This is a genomic window from Pediococcus acidilactici (assembly GCA_024970065.1).
Taxonomy (GTDB): Bacteria; Bacillota; Bacilli; order Lactobacillales; family Lactobacillaceae; genus Pediococcus; species Pediococcus acidilactici_A.
Genome location: CP103908.1, coordinates 1,762,013 through 1,777,908 on the forward strand (window position 1 = coordinate 1,762,013; position 15,896 = coordinate 1,777,908).

Sequence of the window (15,896 nt, forward strand, 5' to 3'; positions counted from 1 at the left end):
ATAAAGATGATTGCGACGGATATGGATCAAACCTTTCTCAATAATCAAAACACTTACAATAAAGAACGCTTTAAGCAGCTTTTTGCTGAAATGCAACGCCAAAAAATTCATTTCGTGGCAGCTAGTGGCTCCCAACATGAACGTTTACGGGCTTTATTTGCTCCTTACGCCCAAGAAATGGATTTTATTTCGCAAAACGGGTCGATTATCTATTCGGGTGATCAGCTCTTAGATGTTGCACAATTGCCTATCGCACTAGTTCAACAAACTATCGATACCATTTTTCAAAACTTTAGCGATGATGAGGTAATGATTAACGTTTGTGGGTTAACTAGCTCATATATTGACGAATCTACTCCGCAAGAAATCGTCGACTTCCTGCACAAATTTTATAAGGAAATTCGGTTAGTTAAGAATTTACGGGACTTCGCGCAAACTGGCATTACCGACCCGATCGTAAAAATTGCGGTTAGTTTTGCGGACGACGCCAATTTATCGGGTAAAATCCAACACTTACGTCAAAAGCTAGACCCTCAATTAACTAGTTTGAGTTCGGGCTTTAATACCGAGCTGATTGGATTCAGCCACGTTGATAAAGCTAGTGCTTTACAACACTTAATGACTACTTATCAAGTTAAGCCTGCCGAATTAGTTACGTTTGGCGACAACGAAAACGATCTTAAAATGCTTCAAATGACTCCTAACGGTTACGCAATGAAAAGTGGTTACCCAATCGTCAAAGAAGTCACCAACCATCAAACTCGGTTTGATAACGATCATGACGGTGTTTTAGACGTCATTGAAAATTTACTATAAAAATACAAATAGAGGCTGGAAATTTCCAACCTCTATTTTCTTTGTTCTCAGCTTAAATTATTGCAGCTACGCAGTTTAAAGCTTGCTCACTTGTTTTTCATGTGCCACCAAATTTGTAAATTTCACAGCGAAGCATTTTAAACTTGCATGCTTTCGACAATTTTTTGGTACGCCACCACCGGATCATCTGCCTTAGTTATCGGTCGGCCAATTACTAAGGCAGAGCTCCCCGCCTGTTGGGCTTCCACTGGGGTCATGACGCGCTGCTGATCATCTTTTTGCGCGTTAGCCATCCTAATTCCAGGCGTGACGAATAAAAAGTCCGCTGGTAGTAGCGGTTTTAATTGAGCGACTTCGTGTGGTGAACAGATTATGCCATCGGCCCCCGCATTTTGCGCAAGTTGGGCCAACTTTTGTACCTGTTCCTCCATTTTCAGAGGAACGTTTTGTTCTTCTTGTAATTGTCGTTCTGAAATGGAAGTAAGTTCCGTCACCGCCAGCAACTTAGGCGCCGGAACTTTAGCTGCTCGCGCACCAGCCATTAGTCCACGTTTAGCCGCCTGAATCATGGGCTTGCCACCCAACGCATGCACGGTAGTATATTGGATACCTAACTTTCCCAATTGAAACATGGCCTTTTCTACGGTATTGGGAATATCATGCAGCTTTAAGTCTAGAAAAACGGCGTGGCCCTTTTGGCGTAAGTCTTGTACGATTTGGGGTCCCTGCCCATAAAACAGCTCCATACCAATCTTTACGGTTAACTTCAGGTGGGATGGAAACTGCTTTAAAAAGCTTTGTAACTCTTCTCCACTTTCAAAATCCAACGCAATCATTACCGGTGTTTTCATGATTTTGGCTCCTTACTGAACCGCTCCACCAAAGGCCAAGGTATTTAAGATAACCAAGTACCTTAAATTTCCATCGTTATCGCGATGTAGATGTGCTTATCAACCTCACAGAATTGATTTAAAGCGATTCGTTAATTTTTTTATTAATCCTACGAGCTTCCCACCCTAAAGTCAAGGGTGGTAGAATGGTTAAAACGTTATCTAAGGAGTACCTATGCAAAAAAATATTATTCACGACCAACATTTCTTATCCCAAAAGTCCGCCCCGGCAACTAGAGCTGATTTACCTACGGCATTAGACCTTGTGGACACTTTAACCGCTAACGCCGACCGCGCGGTGGGATTAGCTGCCAACATGATTGGGGTTCAAAAACAAATCATTGCCGTATCCATTGGCGTGATGAACATCGCCATGCTAAATCCCAAATTAACCAAAAAAAGCCACCCTTACCAAGTTAAGGAAGGCTGCCTTTCATTATCCGGCGAACGGGAGACTACCCGTTATAAAGAAATTGAAGTTCAATACCAAGATTTGAACTTCAAAAAACAAACCCAACACTTCAGCGGTTGGATTGCGGAGATTATTCAACATGAAGTCGATCACTGTGCAGGAATCTTAATTTAAAGTTTCTTTGTTTAGTCTTTTCATTAAAATCAAATCGCGTTACATCGCTTTTCCCAGCCGAAACCGATGGTCACCAACCTGTTTAAAACCCTGCGTTTCATAGAAACGTTGGGCTTTTTTATTATTTTCCCAAACCCCTAGCCATATTTGAGATTTATGCGCTGCTTGAGCCAGTTGAACTGCCTTTTTAATCAGGCGGGTACCGATTCCCTGCCGTTGAAATTTCGGGCGGACGTAAATTCGTTCAACTTCTAAGGTTTGGGTTCCCATTGCTTCAGACTGCGCGTCTCCCACATTGGTTTTCAGATATCCGGCGACTTCACCATCAACCTTTGCGAAAAAGAAACGGGAATTTGGCGTTAATAATTCTTGTCGGAGTTGGTCGACGTTATAAGCTCGCTGGTAGTGCTGCTGCAAATCCGCTTCTTCATTGTATGGTCCGAAAGTTGCTTCAAAGGTTTCGATACTAACCCTACGCAAGTTAGCTAAGTCCGCTTCTCGGATTGGTTGAACTTCAATTGTCATTCAAATTCACCTCAATAATCACGATGATGGCCACTCTTAACGTAATGCCAGTCTTCGTTAACATTTTTTTCGACCCGTAATAATAAGTTGCGAACTTGTTTAACCTCCGCTTCGGAGAGTCCCCGCAAGGCAGTCGCGTTGGAATATTCATTTTCCCGCTTAATGATGGGGTAAACGTCCCGCCCTTTTTCAGTTGGGTATAGCCGCTTAATCTTTTGGTTGTCCGCCGCAAACCGTCGACTAATCAAGCCTTGCTCCTCTAATTTCCGTAAGGCCCGGGCGGCCGTGGTTCGATCGACACGCAGAAGTTCAGCTAGTTCTCTTTGGATGATTCCGGGATTTTCGCAAACCCGCGCTAGGTACAAAAATTGCCCCTTAGTAAGGGCAATTTCCTTGAATTCTACGTTAGCAATTGAATCTAATTCTCGTGCAATTGATCCAATGATTCGTAAAATATCTTCCATTCGTTTTCCTCTCCGTAATCCTTATTTGCGTAAAGCCCGCACAATTTGACCTTCAATCAGCTTCAAGTCGGTCGCTTCGTTTCCGTTACCGGCAAAACGCTGTTGTAAAAAGTAAACCGCTAATTGCCCAATAATCGTTCGCACCACCGCTGCAGCATCAAGCTCCGGACGTACTTCGCCAGTTTGCTGCAGTGCTTGGTTTAACCCTTGCACTAACGAATGTTCCGGGTTGTTTACCGCAGCAATAAATAATTTTCGAACCTCTTCGTTTGTGAACACTTCCGTTAACAAAATCATGGCCGCATCCCCATTTTCCACCATAAAACGGTACCGGTCCCGTACTAGAAAATGAACCAATTCTTCAAGAGAATTATAGCGCCTTAATTCCGCTAATAAGTCGTCACGATAAACGGGAAAAAAGTTTTCTAATACTGGTTTGATGATTGCTTTCAGCAAGTCTTGCTTAGTTTTAAAATACTTAAAAATCGTCGCCTGGCTCACCCCGGCGGCAGCCGCCACTTGTGCCGTCGAGGTCCCGTCGTAGCCGTACTTCGCAAATAAATCTAGCGCGGCCAGCAAAGAATTTCGCTTTCCCTTTGGCATAGCTTGTTCCAACAGCCAATTTTTATAATTATCAAATACTCTTCCGTCCATCTTTATACCTTTCGATAACGCCGTAACCCGGCAATATTTAACATAGTTAATACTACAAGAAATCCTAACAATATACCAAGGTCGCCACCCAATTTTAATAAATTCGTGCCGTACATCATGATATCAGTAACCGCATCTCCAGCATATTTAAGGGGCATCACGTACGAAATTTTTTGTACCCAGTCTGCCATTGTATCCAGTGGGATAATCCCCGCAAAAAAGACTTGGGGAACCACCACGATGGGAATAAATTGCATCATTTGAAATTCAGAGTTAGCAAACGTAGACAATAAAATACCGAAAGCTAACGCAACTAACGCTAAGAGTAAGTTAACCACAATAATATTGAGCACGTTGCCCACCACTTCGGCTCCCAAAAGCTGAATCGTTACTAAAACGATTACCACGGTTTGTAAGATCGCAATGATTCCATAACTAATCATGTAACCAAGGACAATTTCGCTACGTTTAACGGGCGTTGCCAACAGTCGATCCAAAGTTCCGCTAGTCCGTTCTTTTAAAAGTGCCATTCCCGAGACTAAAAAAACGAAGAAGAAGACAAAAAATCCCATCAAAATTGGTAAAATCTTATCGAAAAAATTGGTGTTCTTATCACCGTAAACGTAATGGCTAGTAACCTTCCCGTTAGATATACTTTTATTTTGCAATGCCCCTCCTTTAGCTTGCGGTGCGTGATGCGTAACTTGGGCCAACTTTGCTTGGAGTTTAGCGTTGGTCAACATAATTTGTTGCAATCTTCCCCGCATTTTTTGCATGGTTTCCATGGTTCTAACATTATTGAAAGCCATCTTAACTACCGAAGTTTTAGTGGCGTCGGTGTTTGCGTGCGTAACGGTGTAATTTGCTCCCGACTTTTTTATAATTGCGTCCACCTGTTGCTCGTTCAAAGCTTTACGTGCCGTAGCCTGGCTCTTGTATCGCATCACTTTGACGTGTTTGACAGCTTCTAAATCTTGATTCACCGCTTTAGTCACTCCTACGGTTGCTACGTTAACTTTGGTCGACGCGTTGTTATTAAAAATGAGACTCAATAATACTAAAATCAAAATGGGCGCCAAAAACATTAGCGCTAGCGTCCGTTTATCCCTAAACAATTCCTTCAAAACCCGCTGGCTAATTGCTAAAATACGTGTCATGATTGCGCCCCCTCAGCTTTCAAAAATACATCTTCAATTGTTGAAACCTGATACCGTCGTTCGAGAGCATCCGGAGTATCAAGGGCAATTACGTCGCCATTTAGGATCAGTGCCACTTGATCAACTTGCTCCGCTTCGTCCATTACGTGCGTAGTAATTAAAATACTGCGTCCCGTCTCTTTAATCCGCTTTAACTCCCGCCAAATTTGCCTTCGGAGAGCGGGGTCGATTCCTACGGTAGGCTCGTCTAAAACCAAAAGCTGGGGATTTCCTAAAAGTGCGATTGCCAAAGAAAGGCGCCGCATCATTCCACCTGAATATTCCTTAACCGGCTGATCGATTGCTGCACCTAAAGCAACTACTTCCACAACGTGGGTTATCTGTTCAGCGATGCTATGTCGACTAATCCCCTTCATCTGGGCGTAAAATTTCAAGTTTTCGCGACCCGTTAAGCTCAAATATAGGGCATCCGTTTGAGCCATATAACCAACCTTGGCTAACAATTGCCGGTTGGGCATTGGTTGACCAAAAATTTGGGCTTCTCCTTGATCAGCATTTTCCATTCCCAGTGCAATCTTGATAATGGTTGATTTTCCAGATCCGGAAGGACCAATCAACCCTAAAATTTGTCCCGCCTTAATCTCGAAATTAACGTCATTTAAAACCCGTAACTTGCCAAAACTCTTTGCAACTTTTTTTAAAGTAACTACTTTTTCCATTACGGTTTCCTCCCTTTTTCAAAAAGGTGAGTAACTACTCACTTACCACAGCAACAATTTAACACTTTTAAAGTTAAATCGCAATCGAATTTAACTTCAATTGAAGTTAAAATATACTCAAAGACCAAATAATTCTTGCTAATCCCCCTACGTAATTAGTTATAAATAAGCATGGAGGTGAATCCTAATGGCTAACTATTCTACTGGTGAACTAGCCAAAAAAGTTGGGGTAAGTATCCGCACGGTCCAGTATTATGACCGGCGGCAGCTACTCTCCCCCGCTAAACTTTCAGAAGCCGGTCGCCGTGTTTACACCGACCACGAGTTGGAACAGCTCGAATTAATTACTTTCTTAAAATCACTTGGGCTCTCTTTAAACAACATCAAAGAACTTTTAAATAGTCCTAATTTTGAAGAAGTGCTGCAAACATTGCTCGACCAAGAACAATTACATTTGAAACAAAAAATCAAACAACACGAAGCTACTTTGAAAACTATTGGTCAACTACAGCGTTGGTTAACCAACGAAATTCCCGTTACTCCCAATTCCTTCCTTGGGATTGAGGAAGCCATTCGGCGGCGTAACCTAACCAGGAAACGGACCGCACTAGTTATTTTTGGGGTTCTGGTTGATATTTTAGAGATAATCATCATTTGGTACGGAGTTACTAATAATAATTGGTGGGCAATGCTGGTCGCATTCTGCCCCATTATTATAGCGGTTGCGATGGCAGTGTTCGCGTACTATCGTTCGGTGGAGTACGTGTGCCCCCAATGTAAAGCGTACTTCAGACCACCCTTTGGTGAATTTTTCTGGGCAAAGCATTCACCAAAAACTCGCTGGTTAAAATGTCCTGAATGTGAACACGCGGGATATTGCGTGGAGATTTAGCACGCGTTTCTGAGACGCTACAATAGCACAGCTAAATTAATGGCCCGCTTTGGTTAATTGGAAGAAGCTAGGGGCCAAGCTAATTTAGGCCATGTGGCAGAATTACTGACCTAACCAAAAAGTGCTTCTCAAGAATTACGTTCTTGAGAAGCACTTTTAATTTAATGATGCTTAAAGTTACCGCGTTTCAGGCTATTCTTACTAATCAAAAATTTGTTTTACTAACCCAAATGCCGACCAAGCTTTGGGCCATCCCGCGTAAAACGCAAGGTGGGTAATTAGTTCCACCATTTCTTCTTTAGTTACCCCATTAGCTTTAGCCATTTTCAAATGGGCTTCCAATTGGGGAAAAGCCCCCTGGGTTAATAAGCTTGCACAGGTAATCATGCTCCGATCGCGCGCGGAAAGTTGACTTTCTCGTGACCAAACTTCTCCGAATAAAACGTCGTCATTTAGTTCGGCAAATTTAGGCGCCAAATCACCTAGTTGTTCACGCCCAGCCGTTTGTTTTTTTGCCATTTTTTATTCCTCCCCTATTGCTTCATATTGTTGTTCACTAACGGGTTCTAACCATTCTGGAGTTCCAGCAGTAATCGCAACGTGACTAAACCAGCTATCTTTCGTTGCACCATGCCAGTGTTTTATTCCGTCATGGGTTACCACCACGTCCCCAGGCTTAAGCCGTTGGGCAGGTTTTCCCTCTTCTTGATACCATCCTTCACCACCGGTAACTAATAAAATTTGGAAACCATCATGGTGAATATGCCAATTGTTACGGCATCCTGGTTCAAAAGTTACGTTTCCCACACCTACATTAACTTCTGGATCAGCTACCAAATTCTGTAAATAGCTTTGCCCAACAAAATACTTTGCGTACGCATCGTTTTTGGGACCCGCAGGAAAAATTACCCCTTTTTTAATTTCTTCATTTTTCATTTTTAAAATCCTTTCAAAAATCGACCTTGGCTCTTAATGTCTAGAGTTCTCCCGTTTAGAAAATCGGACAACTTGCTTGCTAAGCAGCACTTATTCCTAAAAAAGCCGTAACCTTATCAACATCGATAATGTTACGGCTATTTTTGATATGCGTAAAATACTTATTTTCGTGACCACTATGCTTCAAAGGCATTCCTAAAATAATTGATAAATTCGTTAACCACCGGAGTTAAATTTCGTTCCCGGCGCCAAGCTAATACACAATTAGTTTTTAGTTCCGGTTGCAACGGTAAAAATTTAACCCCTTCCGGATGAATCTGCGAAGTGGCGCCCTCAATCCCAAAAACGTGCCCAACTTGTCGTTTAACTAAAGCCAACACGTTGAAAATCAGATTGAAGTTACCCACCACATTTAATTGAGCGTAATCAAGCCCGCTCCATTCCGTAACCAGCTGTTGAACTTCGGGACGGCCCGCAATGAAGAGGGGAATTTCCGGTAAGTCCGCTGGTTGGATGGCTTCCTTTTGTGCTAAAAATGAATCTTCGGCGACCAGGAGTCCCCATCTTTCAGTGCGGGGGAGGGTGATTTCACCATACTTCTCGGTCGCAATTGGCTTTAATAATACCGCCACATCCAAAAGGCCCTTATCCAGACGAGTAGTGATGTCATCGCTAGTACCGCTATAAATCGTGAAGGTTACCTGGGGATAATCTTGCACAAAATTTTCTAAAATTAAAGCCAGGGTATCCGAATTGTCGGCTTCTACACAGCCAATCGTGACGTGACCACTAAATAGTTGTTTCCGCCGATTTTCAAATTCCAGGCTGGTTTGTTGTGTTAGTTGGAGAATCTCTTCCGCACGGGTCTTCAAAAACAGTCCCGCATCAGTTAACTGCAATTTGCGCCTTCCACGGATAAAGAGCGACGTTCCTAATTCGTTTTCCAATTCCCTTAATTGCCGGCTAAGCGTGGGCTGCGTAATGTGCAGAGTTTCCGCGGCCTTAGAAATGGTCCCTTCTTCAGCAATCGTCCAAAAATATTTAAGCGTTCGAATTTCCATACTTTTTCCTCAATTAATTTTAAAGTTGAAGTTCACCACGTTTATTTTAACTTAAATTTACCCGGGGTTCTGGCCTGCAAAATAAAAAACTTCCCAAGAAGTTCAAAATCCTTGAGAAGTTTTTAGTTTTGTTGACTTTAACGGTCAAAAACGACGCTATCGCCGGTTTTTTTGTCCCGATTAGCACCAATAAAACGCAAATCAGTCCCAATCTGTCCTAAGAAGTCCTTCAGTGCTGGATTCAAACCTAATTCATCCAAAGCATCGGGGTCAACTTGATAACGAATTGCATCTTCATGTCCGTGTTCTACCTTCTCAACCCACTGTGGTTCTCGCAAAGATTCCCGGCCCAAAGCAACGAAATCAATTCCTTTATCCATCACTTTTTCTGCATCAGCCGGGGTCTCTACCGAACCAACCCCAACGATTGGCAACCGATTTCGTACCTGTTTTTTAATTTGTAAAATGGTGGGCCGTTTTTCATCAGGATCATTCAAAGATTTACGCCATACGTTACCCATTGAGACGTGGAGATAGTCTAGTGGTTGATCAGCCAATTCATCAATAAATTGGAGGGTGTCCGCCAACCGAATCCCTGGTTCCTCAATTTCTTCAGGCGAAATCCGGTACCCCAAGAGAAAGTGGTTATCCGCATACTTAGCAACTGCTCGGTGTGCGGCTTGAACAACTGCTAATCCAAAGTTCATCCGCTTTTCCACCGAACCACCCCAATGATCCGTTCGCCGGTTGGAGTGTGGGGAGAAGAATTGTTGGATTAAGTACGTATTTGCGCCGTGAATTTCTATCCCGTCAAATCCGGCTTGGATCGCTCGGCGGGTGGCTTCCCCAAAGGCCTTAATAATCCGTTCAATTTCAACTTCCGTTAGTTCCCGCGGAGTTTCCATTCCTTCCCGGGGAGCAGCTATCGCACTTGCGCTAACCGGTTGGGCTCCCCGCAAAACTTTACTATTGGACATGCGTCCCGCATGGAAAATCTGCAAAATTGCTTTGGTACCGCCCTTCTTCATGGCCGCGGCTAACTTAGCTAAGCCTGGAATGAACCGATCGTCTGCAACCGAAAGTTCGCCTTCAAATCCCTTGCCGTCATCAGTGACGTTAGCAACTGGACTGATAAACATTCCAACTCCTCCGGCACGTAACCCCGCGTAGAACAAGTCATCCCGGGATACCGACCCGTCTTCCAAACTGGATTGAATTGTCATTGGTGGAATCACCACCCGATTTTTGACCCGGACCCCGTTTTTAAACGTGTATGGTTGTAAAAACTTGTAGCTCACCATTTTTTCGCTTCCTTTCTAAAAATTCCTTACACTTACGAGTATACTAGGAAAACGGTTCCAATCAAACGAAAACACTTATCGTACCAAAACTAATTGCTTATACTTAACTTGGATGAGTTGCGGAACGTCTGAACCGAACTGCAACGTCGTTATAGCGGTAATTTCCTTCCAAGTGAATCGCATCGTTACTCCTTAAGGCTAATAAAAAAGACTTCTCAAGAAGTTTTAATTCTTAAGAAGTCTTTTTTAATTTCGTTTGTGGTATTTTAATTAACTCAACGTACGCAATTTAATTATTAAATCATTACCGTAATGGTTGCCGCCACTAAGATCAGCACTAAACCAGCAACCGTAACGGCCATTTCTTTAGGCGTTTTCTTTTGCCCTAGGAACCAGATTCCGGTTAAGGTTGCCAAAACTACTGAAGTTTGTGACAAGATAAATCCAGTTGCCAAACCATTCATGTTTGGTTGTGCCGAAATCAAGTACGTTAAAGCTGCAAAAGCAAAGAAGAACCCAGAAATAATTTGTTTGTAAGAAACTGCTTCAGTTAACGCTGATTTTTCACCCTTTAATGATAGGAAGACGGCGTAGACTACCCCCACAATCACCATTCCGATAGCTTGTGGCAAGAAAGCGTGCATCCCATCAACCGGAGTTGCCTGTGGAGCAGCCGAGTATAACCAATAACCAATTTCACCAACTGCTAACCAACCCACTGCTTGGGTAATTAACTTAGAGTTTTCCTTAGTCTTGTGTTCTGACCAAACTGTCAAAGACGCACCAAAAATAATCATAATTAGGGCAATTCCACCAACAATTTTAGCGGTAACTCCTGGCCAGTTTCCTAGCGCGATGACCCCCCACAATGAAGCTCCTAAAAGCTGGAAAGCCGTGGTGATTGGCATAGCCCGTGATGAACCAATCATGGCAAAACTCTTAAACGTAATAATTTCAGCACTTGCCCAACCAATTCCGGAAGCGATGGTCAGTACCAAATTCCATCCGGTAGGTAAGCTTAGGCCGTTCACCATTGCGACTACCAACGCAAAAATGAGAGTACCAAAAGCGGTCCCGACAATTTGATCAACCGGGCGACCGCCGATTTTAGATGCTAGGGTAGGAAATAATCCCCACCCAATCAACGGTCCAAGACCGATTAAAATTGCTGTTGCATTCATACTTTTTCCCCCTTAAATAAAGAGGCTGGGAACATTGCTTCCGCAGCCTCGGTTAATCCCTATGGCGTTGACCAAACATATTAATAATACGCCTTTAATTGCCCGTTTTAAATCTTTTACCGTTATTAATATTGACTACCTAACTTCTTGATTCCCTTAAGGGTTGGCTAAAATACTACGCCACTTTCTAAAATGATATTTGAATAAGGCGTCATTTCTCCGGTCCGAATGAAGGCGCGACAGTTATTTAAGTCTTGCTTCATTTCTGAGTGTGGAATGAAAGTAACCGGCACGTTAGGCATTATTTCTTGAATGCTTTCCAGCATCTTAGGATTTTCGGTCTTGATTTCTTCCGCTAAGTAAATTCGTTGTACTTCTAATTCTTCTAAAACGTTCAAAAGTACTTGGGTAAAGCTTGGAATTCCATTATCAACTGCTAAGTCGATTTTTTCGGTTCCTGCTGGTACTGGCATACCGGCGTCACCAATGCTTAACTTATCAAAGTGACCCATTTGGGCAATTACCCGTGAAATATCTGAATTGATTACTTTTGTTTTTTTCATTTTTTCCGCTCCCCTTCGTTAGTTTAATTCTTTCTTGTATGGAATCGATGGTTGCGCGCCAAAGCGTTGAACCGTCAATGATGATGCTTTATTACCGTAAAGGATGGCATCCTTAAGGTTGCTAAAGTCGGGGTTTAAAACCGTGCTCATTGCGCCAATGAAAGTATCCCCAGCCGAAGTAGTGTCGACCGCCTTTACTTTGAACGCTGGAACAATTCCAGTTTCACCATTAACACTGTAGAAAGTACCTTTACTTCCAATAGTGATTAACACAGCCTTAATTCCTTGGTCGTGTAAAGCCTTAGCAGCCTTTACCATGCTAGCTTCGTCAGTGACTTCAATTCCAGTAAGAATTTCAGTTTCTGTTTCATTTGGAATAATCATGTCCGTTACAGCTAACAAGTCATCAGGCACTTTTTCAATTGCGGGAGCCGGATTCAAAATTGTTTTTACGCCCGCTTCGTGAGCGATTTCAAAAGCTTTTGTCGTTGCCGCTAATCCGGTTTCAAATTGAGCAATAACGAAATCACTGTTTTTAATTACATCCGCTTTTGATGCTACATAATCTGGGGTAAAGGCCATGTTAGCGCCGGCATGAAGCATAATTTCATTTTCTCCAGCGTCATCAACCACGATGTAAGCTTGGCCAGTTGCTTGGTTGTCTAAAGTCGTAACTCCACTAAGGTCAATATCTTCATGTTCTAACAAATCCAACATTGCCCGACCAGCATCATCGTTACCTACCGCACCAATAAAATTGGTTTTTGCTTCGGAACGCTTTGCAGCTACCGCTTGGTTAGCACCTTTACCGCCACCAGCGGAAAAGATTTCCTTAGTATGCATTGTTTCACCAGGTTTAGGCATTTGCTTAACCCGGATTGTGCGATCTAAATTTATACTTCCAATAATCGTTACCGTACTCAACTTGTTTTCCTCCCGAGTGTTTAAGATTGCTATTTATTTTTAGGTAAAACGTTTTACTAAGCAAAAAAATAAAAATGTCCCTCACGTGAAAACGTTTTAAAGACATAATAGAAATATAGCACACTGCTTAAATTAATTCAAACGGGCTGTGGAAAATCTTTTTACTAAATGTACTGGTAACAGCTTTTCTTCCCATTTTTTATTGGGCTTTTCGATACGTTCAATCAGCATTTTAGCCGTAGTTTGCCCTAATTCAAAAATTGGTTGGGCAATCGTGGTTAATTGGGGGACCACGTATTCACACATATCAATGTTATCGTAACCAATTACGCTGTAATCTTCAGGAATTCGGCACCCCTGATCAGCCAGCCCGAGGTATAACCCTAAAGCAATCTGATCATTTACCGCAAAGATTGCCGTCGCGGGCGAATTAATCGCTGCTTGAGCGGCTTTGCGTCCACTCTTCTTAGATAACTCAGCATCCACTCGCACAATTTGGTCTTCTTCGAAAACCGTTTGAAACCCGCGAAGCCGATTTTGAATATTTTCCGTCGCGTTTTTAGGCATTACAATGGCAACGTGTCGGTGGCCTAAATCCCATAAATGTTGGGCAGCTTGTTGTCCCCCGGAAAAGTCATCCGTCAACACCGCATCACTGATTCCTTCTGACTTTTTCTGGTCTAAAACAATAAAGGGAAACTGCTCTCCTTGTAAAATTTCTTGGATTGCCGTGTTAGAAATTGACGAACTGGCAATGATAAATCCATCCACTCCCCGATGCGTCAACTCCGTCAAGTAACGGTCTTCCTTACCCTGGTCTAAATCTGCATTACAAAGCATCGTCATGAAATCATATTGGTATAAACCGTTTTCGATTCCCCGAACCAGCCCGTTGAAAAAGGGATTTGTAATATCTGGTACCAGGACCCCAATCATTTTACTTTTCTTCATAATCATTCGTTGAGCAAAATAGTCTGGTTCGTAACCCAATTCTTCCTTAGCACGTTGAATGCGCTTAATGGTTTTTGAGGAAAATCGGGAGCCATTTCCGTTTAAAGATTGGGAAACTGTGGTAACGGACACGCCGGCAGCTTTGGCAACGTCCTTAATCGTAACTTTCTTTTTATTCATTATGCTAACCACACCTAATTTGTAAATTGTTTTAAGGAATAGTTTACACTAAAAAAAGCAAGTGTGTGAAATTCTTTCGGGTACCCGTTCGTAATAAGCATATTTCGCATTCAGGTACGGATTCGTGTTAATTTTAATCCCTGGTTGATCCGAGTCGCTTTATTCGAGGCTAAAGAAAATTCACAAATTGCCACTTCCCCGCCATACAAAAAAAGCAGGCCGTCAGCCTGCTTTTAACTAATTTTTAACTTCAATTGAAGTTCACCTTTAACTTCATTTAACGATGCCTAAAGTTTGTAAAATCAAGTAAACGTTCAGCAAAATCAGCACAATCGTGGCGATCCAAGCACACCACTTCACCCATTGGCGGTTAGCAAATTCACCCATTAATTTCTTACTGCTGGTGTACATCACTAACGGAATTACCGCAAACGGCAACGCCACGCTGAGAAATACTTGGGAGAAGGTCAATAGGTTTTCAATCTTAGCTTCATCACCATGATAGTAAATCGCAAAAATCAACACCGGTGCTACCGATAGCAACCGGGTTACTAACCGTTGAACCCATAGGGGCACCCTCAAGCGAATGAAGCCTTCCATGATAATCTGACCGGATAGAGTTCCGGTAATCGTTGAACTTTGCCCAGACGCGAGCAAAGCTACCGCAAATAGCATACTCAACATTGGGCTAGCAATTGCCCCAACAATTTGGTTGTCGCTAAGGGCGTTAAATAAATCCACGAATCGCCCTAACGAGCTATTCGTTCCGTAGAACAGTGCAGCTCCTAAAATTAATAACAAACTGTTTACGATAAACGCTAGGAATAACTGCATGTTGGAATCAATTGTGGAAAAGCGGATTGCTTGAGCCACGTTCTTACGATCCCGACGGTCAATTTCCCGCGTTTGTGAAATTGAAGATCCTAGGTAGAGGTCATGCGGCATTACGGTAGCCCCCACGATCCCTAACGATAAATACAACATCGAATTGTTCTGCAAAATTACTGGCGCGGGCACGTATCCCTTAATAATCCCCGTAATGCTAGGATCTGAAAGGAAAACTTCGTAGGCAAAGACAATTAAAATCACCATTACCAGCGTAGCCACAATCGCTTCAATTTTCCGGAAGCCCAGCCGCATTAATAACAGCAAAATTAATACATCCGCTGCGGTAATCAAAATCCCGATAATCAGCGGAATGTGGAACAACAGTTCAAGCGCAATCCCTGAACCAATGATTTCCGCAATGTCGGTCGCCATAATTGCTAATTCCGCAACCACCCACAGCAAAAATCCGACCCGTTTACTCGTCCGCTCCCGGGTTAGCTGCGCTAAATCCTTCCCGGTAACAATTCCTAACCGGGCTGACATTGCTTGTAAAAGCATGGCAATCAAGCTAGAAATTAAAATAACCGACAGCAACGTATATTTAAATTGAGCACCACCCGCGATTGACGTAATCCAGTTTCCTGGATCCATGTAGCCAACCGCAATTAAGATCCCCGGCCCAGTATAGGCCATTAACGTTTTGAAAAAGCCGGCATTCTTTGGCACCTTAATACTACCGTTAATCTCATCTAAGCTCTTGTTATCTACTTCATCGAGTTTTTCTGACATTGTAGTCCCTCTTTTCTATTGGTTTAGAAATTCGGTAACTTGAAACAAACTCTCCACGCTAAAAATTGACCCATTTTAATATCAGCGAATTAAAAATGGATCAATTTTTGATATCTTCTTTTTTAAAACGGAGTGCTCTTTTCAAAAACCATAACTACTATACCATAAACCGTTATTTAAATGACCACAATTGCGCTTAATTTTTTTCACAACGTTCCGTGGCCTTCAATTATCGCTTACGGGTTAACACAGAGATTGCAAACATAAGGTTCACTACGGCAATAATTCCCCAGTTAAATTGAAACTGATGAGGGAAAAAGGCCGCCACCCACCAGCTCATCCCCGTGGTAATCAGCGCAAACAAAAGTATTTCGCGTATTTTACGACGCCAATCCATCAAATTCACCCAACTTATTTTTAATCAATTTAGCCATTTAAGGACTCACTGTCACATTTAAGCGTTAAGCCAATTATAGCGC

19 protein-coding genes are annotated in these 15,896 nt (G+C 42.6%); 3 read left to right on the forward strand and 16 right to left on the reverse strand.

Annotation, left to right across the window (positions count from 1 at the left end):
• The first annotated feature begins 6 nt into the window (after positions 1-6).
• Complete coding sequence (locus NYR25_08445) at positions 7-816, forward strand: HAD-IIB family hydrolase (GenBank protein UWF34734.1); 810 nt, start codon at positions 7-9, stop codon at positions 814-816.
• Between the two features lie 137 nt (positions 817-953).
• Here NYR25_08445 and pyrF read toward each other — a convergent pair whose 3' ends face one another.
• A complete protein-coding gene (gene pyrF, locus NYR25_08450) occupies positions 954-1,667 on the reverse strand; it encodes an orotidine-5'-phosphate decarboxylase (GenBank protein UWF33599.1) in 714 nt (237 codons plus the stop codon).
• A 214-nt stretch (positions 1,668-1,881) separates the two neighbouring features.
• On the opposite strand from pyrF, the gene NYR25_08455 reads away from it, so the two are divergent.
• Positions 1,882-2,292 (forward strand): peptide deformylase, encoded by a 411-nt coding sequence (locus NYR25_08455; protein ID UWF33600.1) that lies wholly within the window; start codon positions 1,882-1,884, stop codon positions 2,290-2,292.
• A 39-nt stretch (positions 2,293-2,331) separates the two neighbouring features.
• Here NYR25_08455 and NYR25_08460 read toward each other — a convergent pair whose 3' ends face one another.
• From NYR25_08460 to NYR25_08480, 5 genes are read right to left on the reverse strand one after another with little or no spacing between them, the layout of a single operon-like run.
• Complete coding sequence (locus tag NYR25_08460; GenBank protein ID UWF33601.1) at positions 2,332-2,817, reverse strand: GNAT family N-acetyltransferase; 486 nt, start codon at positions 2,815-2,817, stop codon at positions 2,332-2,334.
• Between the two features lie 11 nt (positions 2,818-2,828).
• Complete coding sequence (locus tag NYR25_08465) at positions 2,829-3,281, reverse strand: MarR family transcriptional regulator (protein ID UWF33602.1); 453 nt, start codon at positions 3,279-3,281, stop codon at positions 2,829-2,831.
• Positions 3,282-3,302: 21 nt separating this feature from the next.
• Positions 3,303-3,935, reverse strand: coding sequence for a TetR/AcrR family transcriptional regulator (locus NYR25_08470; GenBank protein UWF33603.1), 633 nt, complete (start codon positions 3,933-3,935; stop codon positions 3,303-3,305).
• A 2-nt stretch (positions 3,936-3,937) separates the two neighbouring features.
• On the reverse strand, positions 3,938-5,092 hold the full coding sequence (locus NYR25_08475) for an ABC transporter permease (protein ID UWF33604.1): 1,155 nt from the start codon (positions 5,090-5,092) through the stop codon (positions 3,938-3,940).
• On the reverse strand, positions 5,089-5,811 hold the full coding sequence (locus NYR25_08480) for an ABC transporter ATP-binding protein (GenBank protein ID UWF33605.1): 723 nt from the start codon (positions 5,809-5,811) through the stop codon (positions 5,089-5,091). Before NYR25_08480 ends, NYR25_08475 begins: the two co-directional genes overlap by 4 nt.
• A 187-nt stretch (positions 5,812-5,998) precedes the next feature.
• Here NYR25_08480 and NYR25_08485 point away from each other — a divergent pair, with 187 nt between their 5' ends.
• On the forward strand, positions 5,999-6,703 hold the full coding sequence (locus NYR25_08485) for a MerR family transcriptional regulator (GenBank protein UWF33606.1): 705 nt from the start codon (positions 5,999-6,001) through the stop codon (positions 6,701-6,703).
• A gap of 201 nt (positions 6,704-6,904) precedes the next feature.
• Here NYR25_08485 and NYR25_08490 read toward each other — a convergent pair whose 3' ends face one another.
• From NYR25_08490 to NYR25_08535, 10 genes are all read right to left on the reverse strand, one after another.
• A complete protein-coding gene (locus tag NYR25_08490) occupies positions 6,905-7,222 on the reverse strand; it encodes a carboxymuconolactone decarboxylase family protein (GenBank protein ID UWF33607.1) in 318 nt (105 codons plus the stop codon).
• 3 nt (positions 7,223-7,225) lie between these two features.
• Complete coding sequence (locus tag NYR25_08495) at positions 7,226-7,639, reverse strand: cupin domain-containing protein (protein ID UWF33608.1); 414 nt, start codon at positions 7,637-7,639, stop codon at positions 7,226-7,228.
• A 176-nt stretch (positions 7,640-7,815) separates the two neighbouring features.
• Positions 7,816-8,700: a LysR family transcriptional regulator gene (locus NYR25_08500; GenBank protein UWF33609.1), complete on the reverse strand. Its 885-nt coding sequence runs from the start codon at positions 8,698-8,700 to the stop codon at positions 7,816-7,818.
• 137 nt (positions 8,701-8,837) lie between these two features.
• On the reverse strand, positions 8,838-10,001 hold the full coding sequence (locus NYR25_08505; protein UWF33610.1) for an NADH-dependent flavin oxidoreductase: 1,164 nt from the start codon (positions 9,999-10,001) through the stop codon (positions 8,838-8,840).
• A gap of 296 nt (positions 10,002-10,297) precedes the next feature.
• Complete coding sequence (locus NYR25_08510; GenBank protein ID UWF33611.1) at positions 10,298-11,182, reverse strand: GRP family sugar transporter; 885 nt, start codon at positions 11,180-11,182, stop codon at positions 10,298-10,300.
• Between the two features lie 167 nt (positions 11,183-11,349).
• Positions 11,350-11,745, reverse strand: a complete 396-nt coding sequence (rbsD, locus tag NYR25_08515; GenBank protein UWF33612.1) for a D-ribose pyranase — start codon at positions 11,743-11,745, stop codon at positions 11,350-11,352.
• Between the two features lie 18 nt (positions 11,746-11,763).
• Positions 11,764-12,669 (reverse strand): ribokinase, encoded by a 906-nt coding sequence (gene rbsK / locus NYR25_08520; protein UWF33613.1) that lies wholly within the window; start codon positions 12,667-12,669, stop codon positions 11,764-11,766.
• 132 nt (positions 12,670-12,801) lie between these two features.
• On the reverse strand, positions 12,802-13,800 hold the full coding sequence (locus NYR25_08525) for a substrate-binding domain-containing protein (protein UWF33614.1): 999 nt from the start codon (positions 13,798-13,800) through the stop codon (positions 12,802-12,804).
• 273 nt (positions 13,801-14,073) lie between these two features.
• Positions 14,074-15,417: an Nramp family divalent metal transporter gene (locus NYR25_08530; GenBank protein ID UWF33615.1), complete on the reverse strand. Its 1,344-nt coding sequence runs from the start codon at positions 15,415-15,417 to the stop codon at positions 14,074-14,076.
• A 229-nt stretch (positions 15,418-15,646) separates the two neighbouring features.
• Positions 15,647-15,814 carry a hypothetical protein gene (locus NYR25_08535; protein ID UWF33616.1) on the reverse strand — a complete coding sequence of 56 codons (168 nt, stop codon included), beginning with the start codon at positions 15,812-15,814 and terminating at the stop codon, positions 15,647-15,649.
• Between the last annotated feature and the right edge of the window lie 82 nt (positions 15,815-15,896).

What these genes read in the sequence shown, in the direction of transcription:
- NYR25_08455 (UWF33600.1), top strand. Translation starts at nt 1,882, where the DNA reads ATGCAAAAAAATATTATTCACGACCAACATTTCTTATCCCAAAAGTCC.
- NYR25_08445 (UWF34734.1), top strand. Translation starts at nt 7, where the DNA reads ATGATTGCGACGGATATGGATCAAACCTTTCTCAATAATCAAAACACT.
- NYR25_08495 (UWF33608.1), bottom strand. Translation starts at nt 7,639, where the DNA reads ATGAAAAATGAAGAAATTAAAAAAGGGGTAATTTTTCCTGCGGGTCCC.
- NYR25_08490 (UWF33607.1), bottom strand. Translation starts at nt 7,222, where the DNA reads ATGGCAAAAAAACAAACGGCTGGGCGTGAACAACTAGGTGATTTGGCG.
- NYR25_08470 (UWF33603.1), bottom strand. Translation starts at nt 3,935, where the DNA reads ATGGACGGAAGAGTATTTGATAATTATAAAAATTGGCTGTTGGAACAA.
- NYR25_08525 (UWF33614.1), bottom strand. Translation starts at nt 13,800, where the DNA reads ATGAATAAAAAGAAAGTTACGATTAAGGACGTTGCCAAAGCTGCCGGC.
- NYR25_08480 (UWF33605.1), bottom strand. Translation starts at nt 5,811, where the DNA reads ATGGAAAAAGTAGTTACTTTAAAAAAAGTTGCAAAGAGTTTTGGCAAG.
- NYR25_08485 (UWF33606.1), top strand. Translation starts at nt 5,999, where the DNA reads ATGGCTAACTATTCTACTGGTGAACTAGCCAAAAAAGTTGGGGTAAGT.
- pyrF (UWF33599.1), bottom strand. Translation starts at nt 1,667, where the DNA reads ATGAAAACACCGGTAATGATTGCGTTGGATTTTGAAAGTGGAGAAGAG.
- NYR25_08535 (UWF33616.1), bottom strand. Translation starts at nt 15,814, where the DNA reads ATGGATTGGCGTCGTAAAATACGCGAAATACTTTTGTTTGCGCTGATT.
- NYR25_08500 (UWF33609.1), bottom strand. Translation starts at nt 8,700, where the DNA reads ATGGAAATTCGAACGCTTAAATATTTTTGGACGATTGCTGAAGAAGGG.
- NYR25_08465 (UWF33602.1), bottom strand. Translation starts at nt 3,281, where the DNA reads ATGGAAGATATTTTACGAATCATTGGATCAATTGCACGAGAATTAGAT.
- NYR25_08475 (UWF33604.1), bottom strand. Translation starts at nt 5,092, where the DNA reads ATGACACGTATTTTAGCAATTAGCCAGCGGGTTTTGAAGGAATTGTTT.
- NYR25_08460 (UWF33601.1), bottom strand. Translation starts at nt 2,817, where the DNA reads ATGACAATTGAAGTTCAACCAATCCGAGAAGCGGACTTAGCTAACTTG.
- rbsD (UWF33612.1), bottom strand. Translation starts at nt 11,745, where the DNA reads ATGAAAAAAACAAAAGTAATCAATTCAGATATTTCACGGGTAATTGCC.
- NYR25_08530 (UWF33615.1), bottom strand. Translation starts at nt 15,417, where the DNA reads ATGTCAGAAAAACTCGATGAAGTAGATAACAAGAGCTTAGATGAGATT.
- NYR25_08510 (UWF33611.1), bottom strand. Translation starts at nt 11,182, where the DNA reads ATGAATGCAACAGCAATTTTAATCGGTCTTGGACCGTTGATTGGGTGG.
- NYR25_08505 (UWF33610.1), bottom strand. Translation starts at nt 10,001, where the DNA reads ATGGTGAGCTACAAGTTTTTACAACCATACACGTTTAAAAACGGGGTC.